Consider the following 25,866-nt stretch of genomic DNA (forward strand, 5'->3'; position numbering starts at 1 on the left):
GCTCGTCCATCTTCAGCCGACCTTGTGGGTGTTCCCCGCGCCTGCGGGGTTGGTCCGCATTGCGGATCTTGCCGTCCATGATGCGGTGGTGTTCCCCGCGCCTGCGGGGTTGGTCCCCGGCAGGCGAAGGCCAACGCTGCCGCGCAGGCGTGGTCCCCGCGCCTGCGGGGTTGGTCCCAGGTCGGCGAATCCGGCGTACTTCCCGGTGGCGTGGTCCCCGCGCCTGCGGGGTTGGTCCCGTCGCCTTCATCACCCTCCGGACTGTCCGGAAGTGGTCCCCGCGCCTGCGGGGTTGGTCCCCGGTCGCATCGGCGAGTACGCAGGAAGGAACCGTGGTCCCCGCGCCTGCGGGGTTGGTCCCGGGGGCGGCTCCGAGCCCTTCAAATGGATGGGGTGGTCCCCGCGCCTGCGGGGTTGGTCCCCGGACACGGATCCGGACGGGGCTCAGGCGCTGGTGTTCCCCGCGCCTGCGGGGTTGGTCCCCAGCGAGATGCAGGCGGGATCGAGGTCGTACTGTGTTCCCCGCGCCTGCGGGGTTGGTCCCAGCACCGAAGCCACCTCGTGGCTCTCGACCCGGTGTTCCCCGCGCCTGCGGGGTTGGTCCCAACCACACTACTGGCGACACCACCATCTATCTGTGTTCCCCGCGCCTGCGGGGTTGGTCCCTGCTCGCCCGCCATACCCAGAGCGGGCGTCTGGTGTTCCCCGCGCCTGCGGGGTTGGTCCCCTCGACCACACCACCTACCTCCTGACCGTCCAGTGGTCCCCGCGCCTGCGGGGTTGGTCCCCCATCGAGGTAGGGGAGTCCGTTGCCGGACCGGTGGTCCCCGCGCCTGCGGGGTTGGTCCCTGCCTGAGGTAGCGGTTGGTCTTGTCGCCGTTGTGGTCCCCGCGCCTGCGGGGTTGGTCCCTGGGCGGCGAACCCGCGCAACTCCCGGCCGACGTGGTCCCCGCGCCTGCGGGGTTGGTCCCTCAATTCGGGTGCGGTAAGCGGGCTTGGTCTCGTGGTCCCCGCGCCTGCGGGGTTGGTCCCGCCAAACCGGCTGCCCGTCACCCGGGCGAGTGGTGGTCCCCGCGCCTGCGGGGTTGGTCCCTGCTCTCCCTCCTCCAGGCGCTCGGAGGCGAGGTGGTCCCCGCGTGTGCGGGGTTGGTCCTCCGCCGTAAGTAACATGATCTTGCCCGGCTGTGTGGTCCCCGCGCACGCGGGGTTGACCCCTGGTACGGGAACAGCTTTCCGGTGAACATCAGTTGGTCCCCGCAGAAGCGGGGGTGGTCCTCCCGACTCGCCCAGGCACTGGCTCCGGACCGGGTCGTCCCCGCGCACGCGGGGCTGGGCCCACCGCCGTAAAGCCGCTCTGAGTGTCCGGGGCGTGGTCCCCGTACACACGGGGTTGGCCCTCCAGCCGCCACCGCACCGCACGGTCGAGCGTCGCGAGCCTCGCGTACGCAGCGCCGCATCTTGTGCTCGCTCCCATCGGCCGTGGTCCCCGCCGGTACGGGCCGGCCGCTCCACGCCAGCCTCCCCCGTGTCCCCCGCGTCCCCCGCGTCCCGGAGATCGGGATCGTCGCGGCGCTCCGTGCCCACAGGGCCCGTCCCAGGCGGACGGAGCCCCCTCGGTGCCGGGCGATGAGGTACGACGTCAAGCGCCCACACCCCTCAGCACCACACCCCACCCATCAGCCCCACGAGTAGCAGGCAGCCGACCGAACAGGCTTCGCAACCAAGAAGCCACCGAGCATCCATTAACCAAAGATCTTGAGCATCAAACAGTCACCTTCGGTCAGTTCTCACCGATTTTCGAATAGCCCGCCTCACCCCGCACCACGCGCTATCGAATGGCCCCATGTCCAGCGATCTTCCCGAATGTCCCACCGCGTACAACGAGTTGTCCGCCGCATCCCGTACCGCCTGGGGCAAGCACGATCGGAAGACCGAGGAGTGGCTGCCGTTGTGGCGGCACATGGCGGACAGTGCCGCCGTTGCCGGGAGGCTGTGGGACGCGTGGGTGCCCGCGAGCGTGAAGGCGCTCGTCGCGGACGTGTTTCCGCGCGGCGCCGCCGATGCCCGGCAGGTCGCCGTTTATCTGGCCTGTGTCCATGACATCGGCAAGGCCACGCCCGCCTTCGCCTGCCAGGTGGACGGGCTCGCCGATCGGATGCGGCAGGCCGGGCTCGACATGCCGTATCAGAAGCAGTTCGGCGTGGACCGCAGGATGGCCCCGCACGGGCTGGCCGGGCAGTTGCTTCTCCAGGAGTGGCTGGCCGAGCGGTTCGGGTGGAGCGGGCGCGCTTCCGGGCAGTTCGCCGTCGTGGCGGGCGGGCATCACGGGACGCCGCCGGATCATCAGCAGATCCATGATCTCGGCCTTCATCCACGGCTGTTGCGCACCAGAGGTGACAGCGAGGACACCTGGCGCTCGGTGCAGTACGAGCTCATGGACGCGTGCGCGCGGCGGGCCGGGGTCACGGAGCGGCTCGCGGACTGGCAGTCCGTACGGCTTCCCCAGCCGGTACAGGTGGTGCTCACCGCCATCGTGATCGTCTCGGACTGGATCGCCAGCGCCTCCGAGCTGTTTCCGTACGATCCGTCCTCCTGGTCACCGCTCGGGGAAGCGGGCGAGGCCCGGCGGCTCGAAGCCGCCTGGGCGGGGCTCGATCTGCCCGGACCGTGGGCGGCGGAACAACCGGCGGGCACAGCGGCCGAGTTGTTCCGGGAGAGGTTCGAGCTTCCGGACGGTGCCACGGTCAGGCCCGTACAGGAGGAAGCCGTACGTGTGGCCCGGCAGATGGCCCCCGCCGGGTTGCTGATCATCGAGGCGCCCATGGGCGAGGGCAAGACCGAGGCGGCCTTCGCGGCGGCGGAGATCCTGGCGGCCCGGTCCGGGGCCGGAGGCGTCCTCGTGGCGCTGCCGACGCGGGCGACCGGGGACGCAATGTTCCCCAGGCTGCTGAGCTGGCTGGCGCGGCTCCCGGCGGACGGGCCCCGGTCCGTGGTGCTCGCCCACGCCAAGTCCGCCCTCAACGAGGTCTGGTCCGGGATGACGAAGGCCGGTCACCGTACGATCGCGGCCGTCGAGCTGGACAGCCCGGACGACACCGTCTCCCGCGCCGGGGCGGCCGACCCGTCCCACCCCTCCGGACTGCACGCCCACCAGTGGCTGCGCGGCCGGAAGAAGGCGCTGCTCGCCTCGTTCGCCGTGGGCACCATCGACCAGGTCCTCTTCGCCGGGCTCAAGAGCCGGCATCTGGCGCTGCGGCACCTGGCCGTCGCGGGCAAGGTCGTCATCATCGACGAAGTGCACGCCTACGACGCGTACATGAGCGCCTACCTCGACCGCGTACTGGAGTGGCTGGCGGCCTACCGGGTCCCCGTCGTCATGCTCTCCGCCACGCTTCCGGCCAAGCGGCGCAGGGAGCTGGCCGCCGCGTACGCCGGTGAGGAGACGGGCGCACTCGCCGACGCCCTGAACCTGCCCGACGACGCCTACCCCCTGATCACGGCCACCGCGCCCGGAGGAGACGTACTCACCGCGCGGCCCGAACCCGCCTCGGGCCGCCGTACCGAGGTGGCGCTCGAACGGCTCGATGACGATCCCTCGCGGTTGGTACGGCGGCTGGCCGACGAACTCCGGGACGGCGGGTGCGCCCTGGTCGTACGCAACACCGTCGACCGAGTGCTGGAGGCGGCCGAGCACCTGCGGGATCACTTCGGCGCGGACGCCGTGACCGTGGCCCACTCGCGGTTCCTGGCGGCCGACCGGGCGCGTAAGGACACCGACCTGCGCGAACGGTTCGGCCCCGGCGGCGACCGGCCCGCCGGGCCGCACATCGTCGTGGCCAGCCAGGTGGTCGAACAGTCGCTGGACATCGACTTCGACCTCCTGGTCACCGATCTGGCACCCGTGGACCTGATGCTCCAGCGCATGGGGCGGCTGCACCGCCATCCGCGTACGCGCCCGCCCCGGCTCGTACAGGCCCGTTGCCTGGTGACCGGCGTGGCGGACTGGAGCGCCGACCCGCCGGAGCCCGTGCGCGGTTCGCTCGCCGTCTACCAGGGGCCGCACACCCTGCTCCGGGCGCTGGCCGTGCTCGGGCCGCATCTCGACGGCGCCCCGGTGGTGCTGCCCGACCACATCAGCCCGCTGGTCCAGGCCGCCTACGACGAACGGCCCGTCGGCCCGGACCGGTGGGGGCCCGCACTGGCCGACGCCCGGCGTGCGTACGAGACCCGGCTCGCCGACAAGAGGGAGCGCGCCGACGTGTTCCGGCTCGGGCCGGTACGGAGAGCAGGGCGGCCCGTCTTCGGCTGGCTGGACGCCAACGCCGGTGACGCCGACGACAGTCGTAGCGGTCGGGCCCAGGTGCGCGACAGCGAGGAGACCCTGGAAGTACTGGTCGTCCAGCGGCACAAGGACGGCGGGCTCACCACCGTGGGCTGGCTCGACGCAGGACGCGGCGGGCTGGCCCTCCCGGAACACGCGCCTCCCACCCGGCAGGCCGCCGAGGCGGTGGCCGCGAGCGCGCTGACGCTCCCCCGGCCGCTCACCCATCCGGGTGCAATCGACAGGACCATCGCGGAGCTTGAGCGGTGGGTCGTACCGGCCTGGCAGGTGAAGGAATGCCCCTGGCTGGCGGGCGAACTGCTGCTCGTCCTCGACGAGGAGTGCCGGACCCGCCTGGCAGGCTTCGAACTCCACTACAGCCCGGCCGACGGACTTCGCACCGCCCCCGTCGGCGCGCCCCACGCAAAGAGGCCCGGCCCTATGGCGCCCTCCTTCGATCTCGTCTCCCGGCCCTGGCTGCCCGTCCAGCGCGAGGACGGAACCACCGCCGAACTGTCACTCCTGGACGTCTTCGCCCAGGCGGACCGGGTGCGGCGGCTGGTGGGCGATCTCCCCACCCAGGAACTGGCCCTGCTGCGGCTGCTGTTGGCGATCCTGTACGACGCGCTGGACGAGGCGCGGGGCGGATCGACCGGTGCCCCGGCCGAGTTGGAGGACTGGGAGGAGCTGAGAGCGGCGAAGGACTCCTTCGTCGTCGTCGCCGGATACCTCGACCGGAACCGGGACCGCTTCGACCTGCTCCACGCCGAGCGCCCGTTCTTCCAGGTCGCCGGATTGCGCACGGCGAAGAACGAGGTCGCCTCGCTGAACCGGATCGTGGCCGACGTACCGAACGGAGAGGCGTTCTTCTCGATGCGCCGGCCGGGCGTGGACCGGCTGGGCCTCGCCGAAGCGGCTCGCTGGCTGGTCCACACGCACGCGTACGACTCGTCCGGGATCAAGTCCGGGATGGAGGGCGACGCCCGGGTCAAGGGCGGGAAGGTCTACCCGCAGGGCGTGGGATGGGCGGGCGGACTCGGCGGCGTCTTCGCGGAAGGCGCCACGCTGCGCGAGACGCTCCTGCTGAACCTGATTCCGACGGACGAGGGCATCCTGACGTCGGACCGGAAGGCTGATCTGCCCGTCTGGCGCCGCGAGACGCCGCCCGGCGCGGGTGTGCTGGAGGCCGACCCGTCCGTACCCCGGCCCGCGGGCCCCCGTGACCTCTACACCTGGCAGTCCCGGCGACTGCTCCTCCACACCGAGGGCGGCGACGTCACGGGAGTCGTCCTCGGCTACGGCGACCCGCTCGCCCCCGCCAACCGGTGGAAGGCGGAGCCCATGACGGGCTGGCGGCGCAGCCAGGCGCAGGAGAAGAAGCTGGGCCGCCCACTGATCTACCTGCCGCGCCAGCACGATCCGAACCGGGCCGCCTGGCGCGGTCTGGCGAGCCTGCTGTACGCGCAGAAGTCGGACAGCGATACGACGGGCAGGGGGACCGACCAGAGCCTGCCCTCCGGGGTGGTGAAGTGGCTGTCCCTGCTGACCAGTGAGGACGTCCTGCCGAAGCGGTCGCTGATCCGTACGCGGCTCATCGGCGCGGTGTACGGGACCCAGCAGTCCGTGGTGGACGAGGTGGTCGACGACGGCGTCACCCTGCCGGTCGTGCTGCTCCACCAGGACCGCCCGCTGTACGGCGCGGCCGCGGTCGCCGCGGTGGCGGACGCCGAGCGAGCCGTGGCGGCTCTGGGGCACCTGGCCGGGAATCTGGCGCGTGCGGCCGGTTCGGAGCCGGGGCCGCCCACGGACACGGCCCGCGATCTGGGGTTCGGGGCGCTGGACGGACCGTACCGGGGATGGCTGGCGGGCCTCGGCGAGGCCGAGGATCCGGATGCGGCGCGTGCCGCGTGGCAGGCCACCGCCCGCCGCGTCGTTCTGGACCTCGGCCGTCAACTGCTCGACTCGGCGGGGCGGGCCGCGGCGGAGGGCCGGGTGATCGAGCTGCCCCAGGTCGGGAAGCGCTGGGTCGACAGCTCGCGGGCGGACCTGTGGTTCCGGACCCGGATCAACAAGGTGCTGCCGAAGCCACCACCGGACTCACCGGACTCACCCGCGCCCCAGGCCTGATCCAGACGAGAGGCCCTGGCCCGGCCTCCCAGCCCGACGAAGCCCCCTTGGACGGAACGGTATGACCACGACGACGACCGGCGCAGCCATCGACGGCCCCGCCCCCACAAGCGGCGGCCGGGCCGAACCGCCGACGGTGCACGCCCTGGTCATGCGGGCGACAGACACCTACATCGCGCGAGTTCAGCCTCTGTACCTCAAGGACAACCCGGCGGCCGTGGCGGAGCTGGCCCGGCTGCGGCGCGGGGCGGGCAAGCGGGCGCACCAGGTCCAGGACCTCTGGGGCATCGGCAGCTTGGAGGAGCTGGCCGGTCTGCTGGCCGACCGGCAGGCCAACCAGCAGGCCAACCAGCAGGACTTCCCCCGCCGCGCGGACGCCGAGCACGCGGTGTTCCTCGCCTCGACCCTGTGGGCGCTGCATCAGCAGTCGGGCCGCGAACACGGCATGCACGTCAAGAAGCGGTCCCTGGGCGGGGCGGTCCGCGCGTTGATCCGGCTGAAGACGGAGTCGAGGGGCGACTCGGGCGCCGAGGAGGAGGGCTCGCCCCTGCGCACACGCCTGGTCCGGGTCGGCACCGCCGAGTCGATCGAGTCCGTCGCCGTACGGCTCAGGGAGATCGTGCTGCTCCTGCGCACCGCCCAGGTTCCGCTCGACTACGGACTTCTGGCAGGCCAGCTCCACCGGTGGCAGTACCGGCCCGATCGGGCGGCCGTGCAGCGCGAATGGGGACGCGAGTTCCATCTGGCCGCCCCTCCCCGCACCAAGCGCGGCAAGGGCGGTGCCACGGACGATGGCGACGCGATCGACCCGTCGCTGAGCTCGTCCGAGGAGTACGGCGGCTACGCCGCAGGGGAGTGACGTGACCTCGCGTCGCGTCGCGTCAGCCGGATAACACCGCCGCGCCCTGCCAGGTCTGCCGACCTCGCCCCGGCCATTCCCCGGCCTTGCCCCGCCATCCGGAACACCTTCTACGAAGAGGAATTGAGTACGCGTGACCAGGACGATTCTCGACATCCACATCCTTCAGACCGTCCCGCCGAGCAATCTGAACCGTGACGACACGGGGACGCCGAAGTCGGCGACGTACGGAGGCGTGCGACGCTCCAGGGTGTCCAGCCAGGCGTGGAAGCGGGCCACCCGCAAGGCGTTCACCGAGCTGCTCGACTCCTCCGAACTCGGCGTCCGGACGAAGAAGGTCGTGGAAGTCCTGGCCGGCCGCATCCTGGTCCTCGACCCGTCGCTGACGCGTGCCGCCGCACAGGACCTGGCCATGGAGACGATCTCCACGGCGACCGGTTCGAAGCCCGTCGTGCCCAATCGCAAGAGCAAGAAGGACGTGGACGACCCCGCCGCCGAGTCCACCTATCTGATGTTCCTGAGCGACCGGCAGTTCGACGCTCTCGCCGCGATCACGGTCGAGGGTGGCGAGGGCGGTGACGTCAAGGCGCTCAAGGAATTCCTCTCGGTCAAGGAGAACAAGGCGCGGGCCAAGCAGCTCGCCCGTACCGAACACTCCGTGGACATCGCACTGTTCGGCCGGATGGTCGCGGACTCGACCGATCTGAACGTGGACGCCGCGGCCCAGGTCGCGCATGCGTTGAGCGTGCACGCGGTGGAGGTCGAGTCGGACTACTACACCGCGGTGGACGACAAGAACACCGATGCCGAGACCGGCGCCGGAATGATCGGGTCCATCGACTTCAACTCGGCGACCCTCTACCGGTACGCGGCGGTCGACGTCGACCGGCTCCAGGAGAATCTGGGTGCCGGTCACGACGCGGCCCGGCCGGTGGAGCCCACCCGGCGGGCGGTCACGGCGTTCCTCGAAGGCTTCATCACCTCCCTCCCGACCGGGAAGATCAACACCTTCGCCAACCAGACCCTGCCGACCGCGGTGATCGTCAAGGTCCGCTCCCGGCGGCCGGTCAGTTACGTCGCGGCCTTCGAGAAGCCCGTCATCATGGGCGAGGCCGGCGGCTTCCTTCAGGAAAGCTGCGAACGGCTCGCCACCTTCGTACCGACGCTGGAGAGCAGTTACGGGCTGGCCGACAGCGGGCAGGGCTGGGTGCTCCGGGTGGGTGAGGAGACCGGCGCGCTGGCAACGCTCGGGGCCGAGGTGAATCTGTCCGAGCTGCTGACGGCTGTGGGCGACGCCGTGGAGGCCAGGCTGACACCGGTACTCCCGGCCGCCAGGCAGGGCGGATCCCCGGCCCTCGCGTCGGAGTCCGGGGCATGAGCGTGCTGCTGCTGCGGCTCGCGGGTCCCCTCCAGTCCTGGGGGTCCGCGGCCCGTTTCACGCGCCGCACGACCGAGAACGCACCGACGAAGAGCGGGGTCATCGGCCTCCTCGCCGCAGCCCAGGGGCGCCGACGGGACGCCGACCTCACCGATCTGGCGGCGCTGGAGTTCGGCGTCCGGATCGATCAGCCGGGCGCGCGGCTCCGTGACTTCCAGACGGCGCACCACAGCGACACGGACAAGGCCATGCCGTTGTCGGAACGCTTCTACCTCGCGGACGCGGTGTTCGTGGCGGGCGTGAGCGGTGAGGCGGCGCTGGTGCAGCGGCTGTACGAGGCGTTGCTGGAGCCCGTGTTCCTACCCTATCTCGGTCGGCGTTCCTGCCCGCCCTCACAGCCGATCGCGATCGGGGAGCCGTTTGCGTCGGACCTCGAACAGGCCCTGCGCGACGCGGAATGGGAGGCGTCGGACTGGTACAAGGACCGCCTCGCGGCCAAGTCCCGTCCGGAGACGGAGGAACTCGGTCTCCTGCTGGACTGCCCGGCCGACCGGAAGCCGGACATCACGCTGCGCGACCTGCCCCTGAGCTTCGATCCACGCCATCGGCGGTACGGGCCACGGGGCGTTCGCAGCAGATCCGTACCCCGGCCCGCCGCACCGCCGAGCCACGAACCGACCGCGCCGCTGGCGCCGCTCGCGCCCGTCGCCGTGTCTGTCACCCCAGCCGTCACGCCGGCTGCCACACCATCTGACACACCGCCCGGCACACCGGCTGCCGCATCACCTGCCACTCCGCCGGGCACACCGCCTGCCACTCCATCCGGCACGCCATCCACCACGCCGCCCGTCACACCGAGGACCGACTGATGTACCTCACCCGCTTCCGAGTGAACACCGGCCGCTCAGACGCCCGGCAGCTGCTCGGCTCGCCGCATCGCCTGCACGGGGCGGTGAACATGTCCTTCCCCACCCGCCCCGCCCGCGACGGATCGGGCCCCCGGGTGCTGTGGCGGGTGGACCGCGACGGAGCCTCCGAGACGCTGCTGTACATCGTCAGCCCCACCCGCCCCGATCTGACCCACCTGGTGGAGCAGGCGGGCTGGCCCGCCTCGGACGAGCCCGGCTGGACGTCGTTCGCGTACGAGAAGTTCCTCTCGGCACTCGACGTCGGCGGCACCTGGGGGTTCAGGCTCACGGCGAACCCCGTGCACAACATCCGTCACCAGTACCTCAAAGAGGGCGAACGGACGAAGCGCGCCGCACACCGGACCACACAGCACCAGATGCAGTGGCTGCTCCAACGGCAGGAGCAGTCGGGCTTCGAGATCGTCCAGAAGCCGGTGGAGCGCCGGCTCCTGGAGCAGGGCGACGAGTACGAACTGATCGTCCGCGACCGCATCCCTCTCCAGTTCCACCGGCCCCCGGCCAAGCCGAGCAGCAACGACGTACAGATCACCAAGGTCACGTTCGACGGCCGTCTGCGGGTCACCGACCCGGAGCTCTTCCGCCGTACGCTCACCCACGGCCTGGGCAAGGCCAAGGCGTACGGCTGCGGTCTGATGACGCTGGCTCCGGTACGGGGAGAGTCATGAGCACCGTCAGCCGCCGGGGTGCCTCCTCGCCCCGGGAACTCACGCGGGTCGGGGACCGGCTCTCGTTCGTCTACCTGGAGCGGTGCACCGTGCACCGGGACTCCAACGCGATCACGGCGGAGGACGCGGACGGCGTCACGCACCTCCCGTCCGCCACGATCGGCACTCTCCTGCTCGGCCCGGGAACCCGCGTCACCCACCAGGCGATGGCCCTCCTCGGCGACAGCGGCGCGGGCGTGGCGTGGGTCGGTGAGCACGGAGTGCGGTACTACGCGGGCGGGCGGGCCCTGACGCGTTCCTCGGGCCTGATCGAGGCGCAGGCCACGGCCTGGGCGAACCGTCGTACCCGGCTGGACGTGGCACGCGCCATGTACCGCCTGCGTTTCCCGGGCGAGGACACGGCGGGCCGGACCCGGCAGGACCTCCTCGGCATGGAGGGACGGCGCCTGAAGGACTGCTACCGGCGGGAGTCGTTGCGCACCGGCGTCCCGTGGCACCGACGCGATTACCACCGCGACGACTTCTCGGCGGGCGACGCCCCCAATCAGGCCGTCACCGCGGCGGCTCAGTGCATGTACGGGGTCTCCCACTCGGTCGTGGTGGCCCTCGGCTGCTCTCCGGGCCTGGGCTTCGTCCACTCCGGACACGAGCGCTCGTTCGTCATGGACGTCGCCGACTTCTACAAGACGGAGATCGCCATCCCCGCCGCCTTCGACGCGGCGGTCGAGGGGGCGGACGATGTCGCGGCGCGGACCCGCCGGATGCTCAGGGACCGTATCAATCGGACGGGCCTCCTCGACCGCTGCGTCCGGGACATCAAGGATCTGCTCGGCTACGACGGCAAGCGCGACACGAGCGAGGCGGGGGACGCGGCACAGGACCGGGTCACACTCCAGTCCGACGGCGACCTCCACGTCGAAAGCGGCCGCAATCACGGTGACGAGCCCCTCTGGTGACCGTCATCGTTCTCACCAACTGCCCGGTCGGCCTACGGGGTTTCCTCACCCGCTGGCTGCTGGAGATCTCGCCCGGCGTCTTCCTGGGCGCCCCTTCGACCCGCATCCGCGAAGTCCTGTGGAACGAGGTGCGCCAGTACGCGGGTCAGGGCCGCGCGCTGCTGGCCTACCAGACGAACACCGAACAGGGCTACGCGTTCGAAACCCACGACCACGCGTGGCACCCGACGGACCACGAGGGCCTCACCCTGATCCGCCGTCCGAACCCCACCGCACCACGCCCCCCGAAGGGACCGGCCGACGTCCCCCGCCAGGGCTGGAGCAAGGCCGCCAAGCGGAGGAAGTACGGGGGGCGGTAGGGGGCGTCGGGAAGGGAAGACGTTCACGCTTCTCCGAAAGAGAATGAAAGGCCCGCTATGCCGGAATCCAAAGAAGTAAGCAAAAACAGGCTGCGGCCCGAATAAAACCGCAGGTCAGCAACTGTCGTCCCCGCGCGTGCGGGGTTGTTCCCGGGCCGCCCTTGACGAGCCAGCAGGGCTCACCGTCGTCCCCGCGCGTGCGGGGTTGTTCCCGCCGCAGCGACGGCAGCAGTCGCCTGACCCCTGTCGTCCCCGCGCGTGCGGGGTTGTTCCCCAGACTGGTTCGGGGCTGCTTCGCTTTGGAAGGTCGTCCCCGCGCGTGCGGGGTTGTTCCCTGCCAGGACGGCCCCCAGGACAAGCGTCACGAGTCGTCCCCGCGCGTGCGGGGTTGTTCCCTCCGCGTCACCCGGGCATCCCGCCGCCGCTGGGTCGTCCCCGCGCGTGCGGGGTTGTTCCCACCATCGCTCAGGCGTTCACTCCGAGCCCCCAGTCGTCCCCGCGCGTGCGGGGTTGTTCCTCTGACGAAACCGCCGAAGCCGCCGAAGCCGTCGTCGTCCCCGCGCGTGCGGGGTTGTTCCCTGACCGCCCCCGGAGGGGACACCATGATCAACTGTCGTCCCCGCGCGTGCGGGGTTGTTCCCGTGCGCGGTCCAGAGGTCGCTGGCGCGGAAGTGTCGTCCCCGCGCGTGCGGGGTTGTTCCCGCGCTAGTCGACTAGCGCTGTCGTGCTTTGCGGTCGTCCCCGCGCGTGCGGGGTTGTTCCCATCCGCGTCGGATTGTGCGGTGCGCCAGGCGTGTCGTCCCCGCGCGTGCGGGGTTGTTCCCACTCAGTCGCAGGTGGACCAGGCGGAGAAGGTGCCGTCCCCGCGCGTGCGGGGTTGTTCCCGTCGACCCCTCCTACGTCTCCCGCCTGCTCTCGTCGTCCCCGCGCGCGCGGGGTTGTTCCCTCTTCGGCGGCCTCTCGGTGTTGCGGCTCGGAGTCGTCCCCACGCCTGCGGGGCTGTCCCCCGGACCGGCAACGCGGCCAACCTCGCCCGCGTGTCATCCCCGCCCACGCGGGGCCACCGCACCTCCGCCAGCCGACGCCCCACGCGGGGTCCACCGCAGCTCCACCAGTCGGCCAGGTGATTTCGAGGTAAGCGCCCCACGCAAAACACCGCGCCCCCGACTCGTCGCGCCCTTGCATAGGCGTCGAGTCCGGGGCGCGGTTCATCGGGGGGCGTCGGAAAGTTAGGTCGGGGGAAGCGGCATCGGGGGGACAAGCCGCTTCCCCCGATGAGAACAGGGCCTACTGGTCCCCGCCGCAGTCAGGGGGAAGTCTTGCGGCGTGGACCCCACAGAGAGGTCCTGTTCCAGCCCCTCGGATTCCTGCCAGATCCGCTGGGCTCGTCATCCATCCTGCCCCTCCGCGGAAGCCCGCCCTGCGGGCAAAAGACCCCGGTGGCCGGGCCATAGGTCCTTAAAGAGCGCATCAGTGATCGGAAACAGCCACTGGATACGGCCAAGTGTGCGGATAGAATCGCGCGACTGCACACGCGACCGAAGGGGAGGCAGGGGCTGTGGTGCAAGCGAAGAAGATCGCGCTGTACATAGTGGTGGTCTTCGTGCTGTACACGATCATCACGTCCCCGGCCAGGGCCGCTGATCTCGTCCAGGTAGGGTTCGAAGGCGTTTCCAGTGCCGCCCAGAGCGTCGGCGACTTCATGTCCGAGCTGGTGAAGTAGGAGTATCCGATGATCCGCCACCTGGTCCTGTTCAAGCTGAACGACGGCGTCGAGCGGGACGATCCGCGGGTGGTTGCCGGGGAACAGGCCTTCCGGGAGCTCGGTGGGCTGATTCCGGAGCTGGAGTTCTGGGAGTGCGCCTGGAACATCACCGATCGGCCGATCGCGTATGACTTCGCCATCAATTCGGCGGTCGCCGACGAGGACACCCTGAAGCGCTACATCGAGCACCCGGCCCACCAGGCCGCGGCCGGTCAGTGGCGGGAATTTGCCACCTGGGTGATCGCCGACTACCCCTTCTGACGGCCTCCCGACCCTCGGTTCCGCCGACCCCTCGCCGCTCAGGTGAGGGGTTTTTGGCGTTTAAAAACAAAATTGCCCTCAACACGACCATATGCGGTGCTTGCACACAGTGGACATGTCTTGTGATGCTATGACCGCTTTTGACGGATGAGTTGATCGTAGTTGACCGCAAAGGGGTGGCGTCACCGTGCCGGCCAGTACAGCGCCTCAAGTGCCTCCCCAGAACGTCCAGACCGAGGACATCCAGACCGAGACGCCCGACCCCACCGCCCCGCCCGCCAGAACCCGGGGCGCGGACACCAGGGCGCTCACGCAGGTGCTCTTCGGGCAGCTCAAGGACCTGGAGCCGGGCACCCCCGAGCACCGCAGGGTGCGGGCCGCCCTGATCGAGGCGAACCTTCCGCTCGTGCGGTACGCCGCCGCGCGGTTCCGGAGCCGTAACGAGCCGATGGAGGACGTCGTCCAGGTCGGCACCATCGGGCTGATCAACGCCATCGACCGGTTCGATCCGGAACGCGGCGTCCAGTTCCCGACGTTCGCGATGCCCACCGTGGTCGGCGAGATCAAACGTTACTTCCGGGACAACGTGAGGACCGTCCACGTACCCCGCCGGCTCCACGAGCTCTGGGTCCAGGTCACCGGCGCCACCGAGGATCTGACGACCGCTCACGGGCGCTCCCCCACCACCGGTGAGATCGCCGAACGGCTGAAGATCTCCGAGGACGAGGTACTGGCCTGCATCGAGGCGGGGCGCTCGTACCACGCGACTTCACTGGAGGCCGCCCAGGAGGGTGACGGGCTGCCCGGACTCCTCGACCGGCTCGGCTACGAGGACCCCGCGCTCGCCGGGGTCGAGCACCGCGACCTCGTACGGCACCTGCTCGTCCAGCTCCCCGAGCGCGAGCAGCGGATCCTTCTGCTGCGCTACTACAGCAACTTGACCCAGTCTCAGATCAGCGCCGAACTGGGCGTCTCACAGATGCATGTGTCAAGGCTTCTGGCCAGAAGCTTCGCCCGACTGCGATCCGCAAATAGGATCGAGGCGTAGTCAGAACGGGTAGACCATACAAAGAGCACTTCTGGCGGTGTAAAAGCCTCACACCCCCTGTTTCCTGCGCAGACTTGGCGCTGACTTGTCGACATGTCACTACAGCGTGTTGCCGACATGTGACATTCTGCTGGAACCGCGTTTGCCGCAGCCCCGCCTCCGGTATTCAGGTGGAGGCTGCGTTCCTCCGATGGTCGCGGTCACCGCGACCGTCCGCGACCTCAAGGGGGTGGCATGTCCGCAGAACAGGGCAGCTCGAAGGTGCTCACGCTCACGAAGAGCGTGCCGGCACCCGCCGTGCTCACCAGCTCGTCGGAAGCCATCGACACCCGTACTCTGTCCCGCTCCCTGTTCCTGCGGCTCGCCGCGCTCGGCCCCGCTCCGGGTCCCGGGGGAACGGACAGCCCGGAGCGTGCCTACGTACGGGACACACTCATCGAGCTCAACCTCCCGCTGGTCCGCTACGCCGCGGCGCGCTTCCGCAGCCGCAACGAGCCGATGGAGGACATCGTCCAGGTCGGCACCATCGGCCTGATCAAGGCGATCGACCGGTTCGACTGCGAACGGGGCGTGGAGTTCCCGACGTTCGCGATGCCCACCGTCGTCGGGGAGATCAAACGGTTCTTCCGCGACACCTCCTGGTCGGTACGGGTACCCCGGCGCCTCCAGGAGCTGCGGCTCGCGCTCACCAAGACCAGCGACGAGCTCGCGCAGAAGCTCGACCGCTCGCCGACCGTGCCGGAGCTGGCCAAGGCGCTCGGAGTCTCCGAGGAGGACGTGGTCGACGGTCTGGCCGTCGGCAACGCGTACACCGCCTCGTCGCTGGACTCCCCCTCACCCGAGGACGACGGCGGCGAGGGCTCGCTCGCCGATCGCCTGGGATACGAGGACGCCGCCCTGGAGGGCGTCGAGTACCGCGAGTCCCTGAAGCCGCTGCTGGCCAAACTCGCCCCGCGCGAACGCCAGATCATCATGCTGCGCTTCTTCGCCAACATGACCCAGTCGCAGATCGGCGAGGAGGTCGGCATCTCCCAGATGCACGTCTCGCGCCTGCTGACCCGCACCCTCGCCCAGCTCAGGGAAGGGCTCATCGCCGACTGACCCGGTGCCGTGCGCACAAGGGTTCCGAATTGACGGACCGTCAGCCACACTGGCGCGATGCGACGTCAGACATACGGCTCGACCGGCCGCCGGGGCACCGTGATCGCCGCCTCGGCGGCCGTGCTGTGTCTGGGCGGCGCCCTGGCCTCCTGCGCGGGCGGCTCGGGCGGCGGCGACGGCTACGCGGCCGTGGGAGCCGCCGCCGCGGGCCCCGGGAGGACGCCCACGGGTGCGGCGGCCCCCTCGGGCAAGGTGACGCTGGTTCCGCTGGACAGGGGCGGCAGCGGGGCGGGAAGCGGGAGCGGCGGGCGGGGTGCCGCCAAGGGCGGCACGGGTGATTCCGGCCGTCCTGCGGACATGAGCGATACGGAGAGCGCGGGCGCTTCCCACGCGCCCGGAACACCCGGCCCCGAGCCGTCCTCCGGGAACGGGGAAGGGAGCGGGAGCGGGACCGGCAGCCCGACGTCCCCACCGGGCCCCGCGAAGCCCGGTTCCCCCGGCACTCCCGGCACCCCGGGCACCACCACTCCGCCCGCCCCGGCCGCCCTGCAGCTCAGCGGCCCCGAGCGGGCCGCCACCGACGAGCGCTGGTGCGAGAAGGTGAGCATGGAGTTCCGCAATACCGGAGGCTCACCGGTGCGCTCGGGCACCGTCACCTTCGCCACGCACATCATCGGTGCGCTGGGAGTCGACTGGGCGACGATCGAGTCGACGCAGCCGCTGCCCGCGCCGATCGACGCGGGAGCGGTGCGGAAGAAGACGTACACCGTCTGTGTGGACGCCTGGCGGGTCCCCCTGGGGATGCGTATCGAGACCCAGGACGTCACCGCCGTAGGGAAGTGACCCCCGCGGACGCGGGGGCGGGCGGAATGTCAGCTGAGCGCGAGCCAGGCGACCGCTCCGAGGACGACAACGACCGCGACGACCGCCGCGATCACCCCGGTCCTCGGCCCGGACGAGGTCGCCGCCGGCTGCTGCCGGCGCTGCGGCTCGCCCTCGTCGACAAAGGCGCGGAACATCTGCGTGCTGCCCGCCGGGTCGTGATTGCCCTCGGGGCCCTGCTGAGGGGCGTGGGGGTTGTGTGCCATGGGGCAGGACCCTAGCGAACTCGGACGTACGGCCCAACCCCCGGGGCCCACAGGGAGCGTGGTCCCGCGCGGGCCGCGCCGGTGAACGCGAGGGCCGGACACCACGGAAAGCAGTGCCCGACACCACGGAAAGCAGTGCCCGACGCCACGGAAAGTGGTGCCGGATGCGACGGAATGCCATGCCCGACGCCATGGAATGCCGTGCCGGACGCCACGGAGAGTGGTGCCGGATGCGACGGAAAGCTGTGCCGGGCGCCACGGAAAGTGGTGCCGAGCGTGACGGAGAGCCGTGCCGGACGTGACGCATGACACCCCTGTCGCGAGGGCCCACCGCACACGCTGCGCGCTTGACCGGGACCCTACGGAGGCTTTTGCCTTCCTTTACTTCTGCAAGCCCGTTTTCATTTGCCTGCGGCAACCAACGAATCTATGGTTGCCCTAAGCAACAAGATGTCGGCGAGTCTGTCTGGGGGTCCCGTGGCCGAGCGGAGTCAGTACGAAGAACTGGCCCGACAGCTCAGCGCCATCGGGGCCGTCAAGCGCGGACTCGCCCGCGCCCTCCCCTCCGAGTGTCCCGGTGGCTCCGCCGCCGTGCTGGCGCTCCTGGCTCAGCACGGTGAGATGCGGATCAGCAGACTCGCCGAGCTGCTGGCCGTGGACATGTCGGTGACCAGCCGTCATGTCGCCCATGTGGCAGAGCACGGCTGGATCGAGCGGTCTTCGGATCCGGCGGACAAGCGGTCCCGCATCCTGCGGCTGACCCCCGCCGGCAACGACCAGCTCGACGAGCTGACACGGCGGACCACCGAGATGTTCGCCCACAACCTTCAGGACTGGTCCGACGACGAGGTCGGGCAGCTCAACTCGCTGTTGTCCCGGCTGCGCGACAGCTTCGCCTGTCGCGGCTCCGGCGGATGTGCCCCCGGGACCCACACCGGCGACTGCCGTACCCGGCACTCCGACGACGCCTACACCCGTACACCTGTGTAACAGAAGCAAAGACAAGGAACTCCATGGCTACGACCACACCAACCGGTGTGCGGGGCGGCCACGCCAAGCACGGTGGCGCCGACGCCGCCGATGGCACGCCGATGACACACCGGCAGATCATGGAAGCGCTGACCGGGCTGCTGCTCGGCATGTTCGTCGCGATTCTGTCGTCGACGGTCGTCTCCAACGCCCTGCCGGAAATCATCTCCGACCTCGGCGGCGGCCAGAGCGCGTACACCTGGGTCGTCACGGCCTCACTGCTGGCCATGACCGCCACCACCCCCCTGTGGGGCAAGCTCTCCGACCTGTTCAGCAAGAAGCTGCTGGTCCAGATATCGCTGGTCATCTACGTCGCGGGCTCGGTCGTCGCCGGTCTGTCGACCAGCAGCGGCATGCTCATCGCCTGCCGTGTCGTCCAGGGCGTCGGCGTCGGCGGTCTCTCCGCCCTCGCCCAGATCGTGATGGCCGCGATGATCGCCCCGCGTGAGCGCGGCCGCTACAGCGGCTACCTCGGCGCGGTCTTCGCCGTCGCCACCGTCGGCGGTCCGCTCCTCGGCGGTGTCATCACCGACACCAGCTGGATGGGCTGGCGCTGGTGCTTCTACGTGGGTGTGCCGTTCGCGATGATCGCCCTGGTCGTGCTCCAGAAGACCCTGAAGCTCCCGGTCGTCAAGCGCGAGGTCAAGGTCGACTGGTCGGGCGCGTTCTTCATCAGCGCCGCCGTCTCGCTGTTGCTGCTCTGGGTGACCTTCGCGGGTGACAAGTACGACTGGATCTCCTGGCAGACCTACACGATGCTCGGCGGCACCGTCGCGCTCGTCGGTCTCTTCCTGCTCATCGAGTCCAAGGCCAGCGAGCCGATCATCCCGCTGCGCCTCTTCCGCAACCGGACCATCACGCTGGCCTCGGTGGCCTCGCTGTTCGTCGGTATCGCGATGTTCGCGGGCACCGTCTTCTTCAGCCAGTACTTCCAGCTGGCACGCGGCAAGTCGCCGACGATGTCCGGTGTCATGACGATCCCGATGATCGCGGGTCTGTTCCTCTCCTCGACCGTCTCGGGCCAGGTCATCACCAAGACCGGCCGCTGGAAGGCCTGGCTGGTCAGCGGTGGCTTCCTGGTCACCGCCGGTCTCGGAATGCTCGGCACCATCCGGTACGACACCGCGTACTGGCACATCGCGGTCTACATGTTCGTGATGGGTCTCGGCATCGGCATGATGATGCAGAACCTGGTCCTCGCCACACAGAACCAGGTCGCCCCCAGCGACCTCGGCTCGGCCAGCTCCGTCGTCACCTTCTTCCGTTCGCTCGGCGGCGCGATCGGCGTCTCGGCGCTCGGCGCCGTCATGGCGAACCGCGTCGCCCACTACGTCAAGGACGGCCTCGCGGACCTCGGTCCCGAGGGCGCGGCCATGGGCCACGGCGGCACCGGCGGCGGGGGCATCCCCGACCTGGACAAGCTGCCCGGCCCGATCCGTACGGTCGTCGAGGCCGCCTACGGTCATGGCGTCGGCGATGTCTTCCTCTACGCCGCTCCGGCCGCGCTCGTCGCCTTCATCGTGACGATCTTCATCAAGGAGGTCGCGCTGAAGACGAACGCCGCCAACGACGACCCGGCCAAGGCCGCGGTCCCCGCCCAGGTCCCCTCGCAGGCTCCTGTCGAGGCCGCGGTGCCCGCCGCGGTCGCGGTCGGCGCTGCCGCACCGGTCGCCGGGGGCGCCGCCGGGATCACCTCGGTCGACACGCTCGAAACCCCTGCGGCCACCGTGCAGGGCACTCCGGTGCACGGTGTGGTGCGCGGTGCCGAGGGCGCACCCGTCGCCCGCGCCGCCGTCACGCTGATCTCGCTGGGCGGCCGGCAGCTGGGACGCTCCGTCGCCCGGTCCGACGGCGGCTACACCCTGGACGCGCCGGGCTCCGGCTCGTACGTCCTGATCGCGTCCGCCGACGGTTTCCAGCCGCAGGCGACCACCGTGATCATCGGCGAGGAGGCACTGGCCTTCGACATCCTGCTGGCCGGTACGAGCGGCCTGGCCGGAACCGTCAGGGCTGCCGAGACCGGTACGCCGGTCGAGGGCGCCATGGTCATCGTGACCGATGTACGCGGCGACGTCCTGGCCACCGGCAAGTCCGGTGAGACGGGCGAGTTCGCCTTCGGCGAGCTGATCCCCGGTGCGGTGACCGTCGCGGTCAACGGCGCGGGCTTCCGCCCGCTCGCCCTGCCGGTGGAGATCGGCGGCCAGGGTGTCACCCGGATCGACGCCGCCCTCCGGGCCGGTGCGCTGGTCCAGGGCCTCGTACGGGCCGGTGCCGCACGGGCCCCGCTGCCCGACGCACGGGTCACGCTGATCGACGCGGCGGGCAACGTGGTCGCCAACGCGACGACCGGCCAGGACGGGGCGTACGCCTTCACCGACCTGGACGCGGGCGAGTACTCGGTCATCGCGACCGGCTACCCGCCGGTGGCCGGCTCCCTGACCGTGGCCGGTCATGGCGTCGACGGTCACGACATCGAGCTCGCCCACCCCGGCGAGTAGGAACGAGTGCGCGGGATGCCGGTGTCACCGGTATCCCGCGCAGCACCGGTATCCCACGTGACACCGGTGTCCCGGGTATCTCACCGGTACACGGGTGACAAGACCCCTGGCGGTACGGCACTCCCAGCGGAGAGGCTGTCCCGGCCGGCGGAAACGGGCCCCGGCGGCGGGGACGGCAGGCAGGGGACGGCCTGCCGCCCCCGCCCCGGGGCCCGACTCATTGACCCACCGGGTCAAGATGCAAGGAGAGAAAACGGGATGGCACTTCGCGCACAGGTACGGACGCGGGACGGCTGGGCGGTCCAGCACGCGGTCGTGACGGTCACCGACATGACCGGCACCCAGGTGCTGCGGGCCGACGCCGACGAGAACGGGGCCGTCCGTGCCGACGGCTCCCTGCCGGCCGGCGCGTACACGGTGATCGTCACGGCGGTCGGGTACGCCCCCGCCGCCTCCACCGCGCTCGTCACGGCCAGCGGCCTGATCTCGGCCGGGCAGATCGTGCTGGCCCGGCAGGGCGGCGTGGAACTCCCGCCGCCCGGCGCCTGGTCGCTGGACCCGGCGCACTCCTCGGTGGCCGCGGTCGCCCAGCACCTGGGCATCTCCAGCGTGCACGGCCGGTTCACCGAGTTCGGCGGCCGCATCGAGATCGCCGAGGACATCGCCAGGTCCCGCGTCGACGCGGTCATCGGCGCCGCCAGCATCGACACCGGCAACGGCATGCGGGACAAGCACCTGCGCTCGCCCGACTTCCTGGACGTGGAGCGGTTCCCCGAGATCACGTACCGCTCCAGCGGGCTGACCCCGGCCGGACCCGACCGCTGGACGGTGCACGGCGAGCTGTCGATGCACGGCGTCGCCCGCCCGGTCGACCTGGACCTCAGCTACCTGGGCACCGGCCCCGACCCGTGGGGCGGCATCCGCGCGGCCTTCCACGCCACGGCCGAGCTGCGCCGCGACGACTTCGCCATGAACTACAACCAGGTGATCCAGGCGGGCATCTCGGCGATCGGCACGACCCTGCGCGTGGAACTGGACATCCAGGCCGTCCAGGGCGACGTGCTGCCCTCGTAGGCGGTTCGCCGGTGTCGTAAGGCGACGCGCTGGTGTCGTACGGCGACTCGCCGGTGTCGTACGGCGACTCGCCGGTGTCGTACGGCGACTCGCCGGTGTCGTAGGGCGACGCGCCGGTGTCGTACGGCGGTGCATCGATGTCGTAAGGCGGTTCGCCGGTTTCGTGGGGCGGTTCGCTGCCTTCGTACGGTCCCGGTGCCGCCGTAGGGTTGACCGTATGGCATCCAACATCGCGACCAACACCGCCGTGGAGCTCGACGAGTTGCTGGCTTTCGTACGGCCCCGGCACCGGGCGGTCCTGCTGACCACCCGGACCGACGGCCGCCCCCAGGGCTCCCCGCTGACCTGCGGCGTCGACGACGCGGGCCGGATCGTCATGTCGACCTACCCCGAACGGGCCAAGACCCGTAACGCGAAGCGGGACGAGCGGGTCAGCGTGATCGTCCTGTCGGACGACTGGAACGGGCCGTGGGTGCAGATCGACGGCTCGGCCGAGGTGATCGACTCGCCGGATTCGGTCGAGCCGCTCGTGGAGTACTTCCGGAACATCTCCGGTGAGCACCCGGACTGGGACGAGTACCGGGCGGCGATGGTGAAGCAGGAGAAGTCGATCATCCGGATCACTCCGGAGCGCTGGAGCCCGATCGCCACCGGCGGCTTCCCGGCCCGCCTGGCCCCCGAGAACTGACCGGCCCGTGCCTCTCCCTCCCGGCGGTATACCGGAGCCGGACCTGCTCGCGCGGGCCCGGCTCCTTGTCGCGCCGGACCTCGATGCCTCCCTGGTCCACGCGTTGGAGCGGATCACCGGCCGTCACGCCGAGCCGCTGGGCAGCGCCCCGCCGGACGGCCTCCCCCGCGTGTGCGTGGGAGCCACGCTTCCGGACGCGTGGCGCACCACCGGCCGTCCGGTGTGGTTCCACAGCGTCAACGCCGGGACGGACGCGCTGCTCGCCTCCGGTCCCTGGCCCACCGGAACGCTGCTGACCCGGACCGTCGGCCGGATGGGCGAGCGGATCGCCCAGTACGTCCTGGCCTGGGTGCTCGCCGAGTGCCAGTCCGTGCCCGAGTTCGCCGCCCAGCACGCGCGGGCCGAGTGGCGTCGTATCCCGTCCGAGCTCGTCGCCGGGCAGACCGCCCTCGTCTACGGAACCGGCCGCATCGGCGCGGCCGTCGCCGGTCTGCTGCGCGGGTGCGGGATCAGGACGGTGGGCGTGGCGCGTACCGCGCGTGCCGTGCCGCCGCCGGGTTTCGACCGGGTGATCGGGACCGGTGAGGACATCGAAGCGCTCGCCACCGCGCGGTGGGTGGTCTCCGCCCTGCCGTTGACCGGTGCGACGGAGGGGTTCTTCGGTGCGGACCGGTTCGCGGCCGTCCGGGGGGCCACGTTCATCAATGTGGGCCGGGGCGCGACGGTGGCCCCGGGGGCGCTGGAGACCGCGCTGCGGAACGGCTCGGTGCGGCGGGCGGTGCTCGACGTGCTGCCCCAGGAGCCGGCCGCGCCCGGGGGCCCCTGCTGGCGGCTCCCCCGTACGGTGATCACCTCGCACTCCGCGGGGATCACCGCCCCCGAGGACGTGGCGGCGGACTTCGGGGCGTGCTGGAGCGACCTGCACGCGGGCCGCGTACCCGGCCTCGCCGTGGACGTGGGCCGGGGGTACTGACGACGCGGGCCTGGGGTACGGAGAGCCGCCTGCGACACGGGCGTTACGGGGCCGTGGCGCCGGGAGACCTGCCCGCCCCTTTGCCTGACGAAGACCTGCCCCGCCCACCCGTTACGGGGCCGTAGCACCCTCGCGGGCGCACATCGCCTCGATGCCCGCGACCAGCAGATCCAGCGCGAAGACGTAGTCCCGCTCGCGCATCTCCTCCACCGAATCGCCGCCGCGGGCGTCCATCAGGTCCTGCGAGGAGTCGACGATCTCCTTGAGCTCGGGCCGGCTCCGGACCGCGGCCATCGCCCGCCGGAAATACTCGTCCTGGCTGAGCCCCACTCCCTTGCTCCGCTCCAGCAAGTGGCCTTCGATGGTGCCGAATCCGTAGACGAACTGGAAGACGGCGGCCAGCGCGCCCGTCTGGTGCTTCAGGGGGAGTCCGGTGGCCCGGATGACGTCCTGGACGGCGTACGAGAACAGCATGGAGTGCGGGCCGATGTTGAGGAAGTGACCGGCCAGCGGCGACACCCAGACATGGCGGACGAGCAGCTCGCGGTAGCTGCGGGCGAGCTCGCGCAGCCGGTCGCGCCAGTCGGCGGCCTCGCGCGGGGACCCGATCTCGGCGTAGACCGAATCCAAGGCCAGCTCCAGCAGGTCGTCCTTGGCGTCGACGTACCAGTAGAGGGACATCGCGGTGACGTCCAGCTCGGCGGCGAGCCTGCGCATGGAGAACTTGGCGAGGCCCTCGGCGTCCAGCATCCGGACCGTCGCCGCGGTGATCTTGTCCCGGTCCAGGCCCTCCGGGGAGTCGGTCCTGCGGGCGCGTGCGGAGACCCGTTGATCCAGCCACACACTGGTCCTCGCGGGGTTCTTCGCACGGTCTGCCGCAGACACCATGGCGCACTCTCCTCGTCTTGCCGGCGGAAACGAGCCGGTGGCGGACGCACGTACGGGAAGGTGAACATCCGGTACGTGCGTCCTGTCCGATGCTATGCCGCCGACCCGGTCGAGTCTGCCGGAGCGGAGCCCGCCCGGTCAGTGCCGGTACCGGAAGCGGAACCGGAATCCGTGCCCGTGCCCGTGGCCGCCGCTTCGGCGCGTTCCGCCCGTCGCAGCAGCACCGCGGCGATCAGACCGCCGATCAGGACCGCGACGGCGCCGACCAGCTGGCTGGTCTCCAGACCGGAGGCGAACGCGTCCTTGATGCCCTGCGCCTCCGACTCACTGTCCGCGGCGGCGAGTGCGGCGGGCAGCGAGGCGGCACCGACCGCGGCGGGCACGAGGGCGGCGAACCGGGAGTTGAGCACGGCGCCGAGCACCGCGACCCCGAGCCCGTTGCCGAACTCGCCGAGGGTGCCGTTGATCCCGGCGCCCACGCCCGCCTTCTCCGGCGGGATGGCGCTCATGATGGCGTTGGCCATCGCGGGCATGGCGAACGAGATGCCCGCCCCCATCACGACCAGGCCGAGCAGCATGCCCGCGTAGTCGTGGCTGCCGAGCAGGGCGATCGCCGCGAGGCCGGCCGCCAGGCAGGTCATCCCGCTGGCGATGGTGAGCGGCGTCCCCAGCCTGGGAACGAGGCGCGCGCCCACGCCGGTGAGGTTGAGGGCGACCACGGTGAGGGCGAGCGGAGCCGTACGCAGACCGGCTTCCAGCGGCCCGTAACCGAGCACGAACTGCAGGTGCTGGGTGAGCAGGAAGAGCGATCCGCTCATCCCGAAGGCGACCAGGATCGCGCCCCCGATCGCGCCGACGAACTTCTGGTTCCGGAAGAAGTGCATGTCCAGCATCGGGTTCGGGATGCGCAGCTCCCACACGACGAACCCGGCGAGAACAGCGATCCCGACGAACGCGGTCAGCAGTACCTGGCCGGAGGTCCAGCCGTGTTCCGGCCCGGAGATGATCGCGTACACGACCGCCGTCATCCCGATGGTGGAGAGCAGCGCGCCGAGCAGGTCGGGGCGGTCGCCCTGCGGATTCTTGGACTCCGGTACGAGACGGACGACGGCGACCAGACCGATCACCGCGATCGGGATGTTCACCAGGAAGATCGCGCCCCACCAGTAGTGGTCGAGCATGAACCCGCCGAGGAGCGGGCCGACGGCGAAGCCGAGGGAGTTGACGGTCGCCCAGAGGCCGATCGCCTTCACGCGCTCGCTGTCGTCGAAGATCTGGACGATGACGGCGAGGGTGGTGGTGATCAGCAGCGCACCGCCGATGCCCATCCCGGCACGGGCCGCGATGAGCTGGCCGGAGGACTGCGAGAGCCCGGCCGCCAGCGAACCGATGCCGAACAGGGCGAGCCCGGCGACCAGCATCTTCTTGCGCCCGTAGCGGTCGGCCGAGCTGCCCGCGGTGAGCAGCAGCCCCGACTGGACGAGCGAGTAGGCGTTGATCATCCACTGCACATCGGCGGTGGAGGCGTCCAGCTCCGTGGTCAGGGAGGGGATCGCGACGTTCAGGACGGTGTTGTCGAGCAGCACGGTGAGCTGGGCGAGGCAGATGACGCCGAGAATCAGCCAGCGCTGCGGGTGGCCCCGGGGGGCGAGGTCTTTTTGCTCGGCGACGGTTGCCGTCATGCGGGCTCCTTGCGCTCCAGCGCGACTTGTACGGTGTACGGGACGTGACGCTGTACACCGTATGGGAAGTCCTGTACGCCGTACAAGTTGATTTCGCGCGAGCGGTCGGGGCGGGGCGGGCGGTTCGGGGCGGCGGAAGACGCCTGACCCGGGCCGGATGTTCCGGCCCGGGTCGGG

The 25,866-nt window shown here is 70.7% G+C and carries 20 protein-coding genes and 2 CRISPR repeat arrays (1 of these 22 running past the window's edge); of the genes, 17 read left to right on the top strand and 3 right to left on the bottom strand.

What is annotated here, in order from left to right:
* Positions 1–1,215: direct repeats of the CRISPR family, unit length 29 nt; unit sequence GTGTTCCCCGCGCCTGCGGGGTTGGTCCC (it extends 523 nt beyond the left edge of the window).
* 628 nt (positions 1,216–1,843) lie between these two features.
* The 12 genes from casA to A6A29_RS37280 all read left to right on the top strand — a co-directional run bounded on the left by casA (position 1,844) and on the right by A6A29_RS37280 (position 16,612).
* Entirely contained in the window at positions 1,844–6,448 is a 4,605-nt protein-coding gene (gene casA / locus A6A29_RS37230) for a type I-E CRISPR-associated protein Cse1/CasA (protein ID WP_079183181.1), read from the top strand.
* A 61-nt stretch (positions 6,449–6,509) separates the two neighbouring features.
* Positions 6,510–7,307: a type I-E CRISPR-associated protein Cse2/CasB gene (gene casB, locus A6A29_RS37235; protein WP_073727538.1), complete on the top strand. Its 798-nt coding sequence runs from the start codon at positions 6,510–6,512 to the stop codon at positions 7,305–7,307.
* Positions 7,308–7,440: 133 nt separating this feature from the next.
* Complete coding sequence (gene cas7e, locus A6A29_RS37240; RefSeq protein WP_073727540.1) at positions 7,441–8,685, top strand: type I-E CRISPR-associated protein Cas7/Cse4/CasC; 1,245 nt, start codon at positions 7,441–7,443, stop codon at positions 8,683–8,685.
* Positions 8,682–9,554: a type I-E CRISPR-associated protein Cas5/CasD gene (gene cas5e / locus A6A29_RS37245; protein ID WP_079183182.1), complete on the top strand. Its 873-nt coding sequence runs from the start codon at positions 8,682–8,684 to the stop codon at positions 9,552–9,554. Before cas7e ends, cas5e begins: the two co-directional genes overlap by 4 nt.
* Positions 9,554–10,279: a type I-E CRISPR-associated protein Cas6/Cse3/CasE gene (gene cas6e, locus A6A29_RS37250; RefSeq protein ID WP_073727542.1), complete on the top strand. Its 726-nt coding sequence runs from the start codon at positions 9,554–9,556 to the stop codon at positions 10,277–10,279. The genes cas5e and cas6e overlap by 1 nt, the downstream gene beginning before the upstream one ends.
* Entirely contained in the window at positions 10,276–11,235 is a 960-nt protein-coding gene (cas1e, locus tag A6A29_RS37255; RefSeq protein ID WP_073727544.1) for a type I-E CRISPR-associated endonuclease Cas1e, read from the top strand. The genes cas6e and cas1e overlap by 4 nt, the downstream gene beginning before the upstream one ends.
* Positions 11,232–11,594 (top strand): type I-E CRISPR-associated endoribonuclease Cas2e, encoded by a 363-nt coding sequence (cas2e, locus tag A6A29_RS37260; RefSeq protein ID WP_073727546.1) that lies wholly within the window; start codon positions 11,232–11,234, stop codon positions 11,592–11,594. Before cas1e ends, cas2e begins: the two co-directional genes overlap by 4 nt.
* 123 nt (positions 11,595–11,717) lie before the next feature.
* Positions 11,718–12,601: a CRISPR direct-repeat array (repeat unit 29 nt; unit sequence GTCGTCCCCGCGCGTGCGGGGTTGTTCCC).
* A 551-nt stretch (positions 12,602–13,152) separates the two neighbouring features.
* Positions 13,153–13,317: a hypothetical protein gene (locus tag A6A29_RS46050; protein WP_198953543.1), complete on the top strand. Its 165-nt coding sequence runs from the start codon at positions 13,153–13,155 to the stop codon at positions 13,315–13,317.
* 9 nt (positions 13,318–13,326) lie between these two features.
* On the top strand, positions 13,327–13,620 hold the full coding sequence (locus tag A6A29_RS37265) for a Dabb family protein (protein WP_073727548.1): 294 nt from the start codon (positions 13,327–13,329) through the stop codon (positions 13,618–13,620).
* Positions 13,621–13,807: 187 nt separating this feature from the next.
* Positions 13,808–14,668 carry an RNA polymerase sigma factor SigF gene (locus tag A6A29_RS37270; protein ID WP_073727550.1) on the top strand — a complete coding sequence of 287 codons (861 nt, stop codon included), beginning with the start codon at positions 13,808–13,810 and terminating at the stop codon, positions 14,666–14,668.
* 234 nt (positions 14,669–14,902) lie between these two features.
* Positions 14,903–15,769: an RNA polymerase sigma factor SigF gene (locus tag A6A29_RS37275; RefSeq protein WP_073727552.1), complete on the top strand. Its 867-nt coding sequence runs from the start codon at positions 14,903–14,905 to the stop codon at positions 15,767–15,769.
* Positions 15,770–15,826: 57 nt separating this feature from the next.
* Entirely contained in the window at positions 15,827–16,612 is a 786-nt protein-coding gene (locus tag A6A29_RS37280; RefSeq protein WP_073727554.1) for a hypothetical protein, read from the top strand.
* Positions 16,613–16,641: 29 nt separating this feature from the next.
* Here the strand turns inward: A6A29_RS37280 and A6A29_RS37285 are convergent, their stop codons facing one another.
* Positions 16,642–16,857, bottom strand: a complete 216-nt coding sequence (locus A6A29_RS37285; protein ID WP_073727556.1) for a hypothetical protein — start codon at positions 16,855–16,857, stop codon at positions 16,642–16,644.
* Positions 16,858–17,334: 477 nt separating this feature from the next.
* On the opposite strand from A6A29_RS37285, the gene A6A29_RS37290 reads away from it, so the two are divergent.
* From A6A29_RS37290 to A6A29_RS37310, 5 genes are all read left to right on the top strand, one after another.
* Positions 17,335–17,847: a MarR family winged helix-turn-helix transcriptional regulator gene (locus tag A6A29_RS37290; protein WP_073727557.1), complete on the top strand. Its 513-nt coding sequence runs from the start codon at positions 17,335–17,337 to the stop codon at positions 17,845–17,847.
* Between the two features lie 23 nt (positions 17,848–17,870).
* A complete protein-coding gene (locus tag A6A29_RS37295) occupies positions 17,871–20,384 on the top strand; it encodes an MFS transporter (RefSeq protein WP_073727558.1) in 2,514 nt (837 codons plus the stop codon).
* Positions 20,385–20,642: 258 nt separating this feature from the next.
* Positions 20,643–21,458 (top strand): YceI family protein, encoded by an 816-nt coding sequence (locus A6A29_RS37300; protein WP_073727559.1) that lies wholly within the window; start codon positions 20,643–20,645, stop codon positions 21,456–21,458.
* A 217-nt stretch (positions 21,459–21,675) separates the two neighbouring features.
* Complete coding sequence (locus A6A29_RS37305) at positions 21,676–22,146, top strand: PPOX class F420-dependent oxidoreductase (RefSeq protein WP_073727560.1); 471 nt, start codon at positions 21,676–21,678, stop codon at positions 22,144–22,146.
* A 7-nt stretch (positions 22,147–22,153) separates the two neighbouring features.
* Entirely contained in the window at positions 22,154–23,119 is a 966-nt protein-coding gene (locus A6A29_RS37310; protein ID WP_241838790.1) for an NAD(P)-dependent oxidoreductase, read from the top strand.
* A gap of 111 nt (positions 23,120–23,230) precedes the next feature.
* Here A6A29_RS37310 and A6A29_RS37315 read toward each other — a convergent pair whose 3' ends face one another.
* Positions 23,231–24,007 (bottom strand): TetR/AcrR family transcriptional regulator, encoded by a 777-nt coding sequence (locus A6A29_RS37315; protein ID WP_073727561.1) that lies wholly within the window; start codon positions 24,005–24,007, stop codon positions 23,231–23,233.
* Positions 24,008–24,099: 92 nt separating this feature from the next.
* Positions 24,100–25,689: a DHA2 family efflux MFS transporter permease subunit gene (locus A6A29_RS37320; RefSeq protein ID WP_073727562.1), complete on the bottom strand. Its 1,590-nt coding sequence runs from the start codon at positions 25,687–25,689 to the stop codon at positions 24,100–24,102.
* Positions 25,690–25,866: the final 177 nt, after the last annotated feature.

It is taken from the genome of Streptomyces sp. TSRI0281 (genome assembly GCF_001905125.1).
GTDB lineage: Bacteria > Actinomycetota > Actinomycetes > Streptomycetales > Streptomycetaceae > Streptomyces.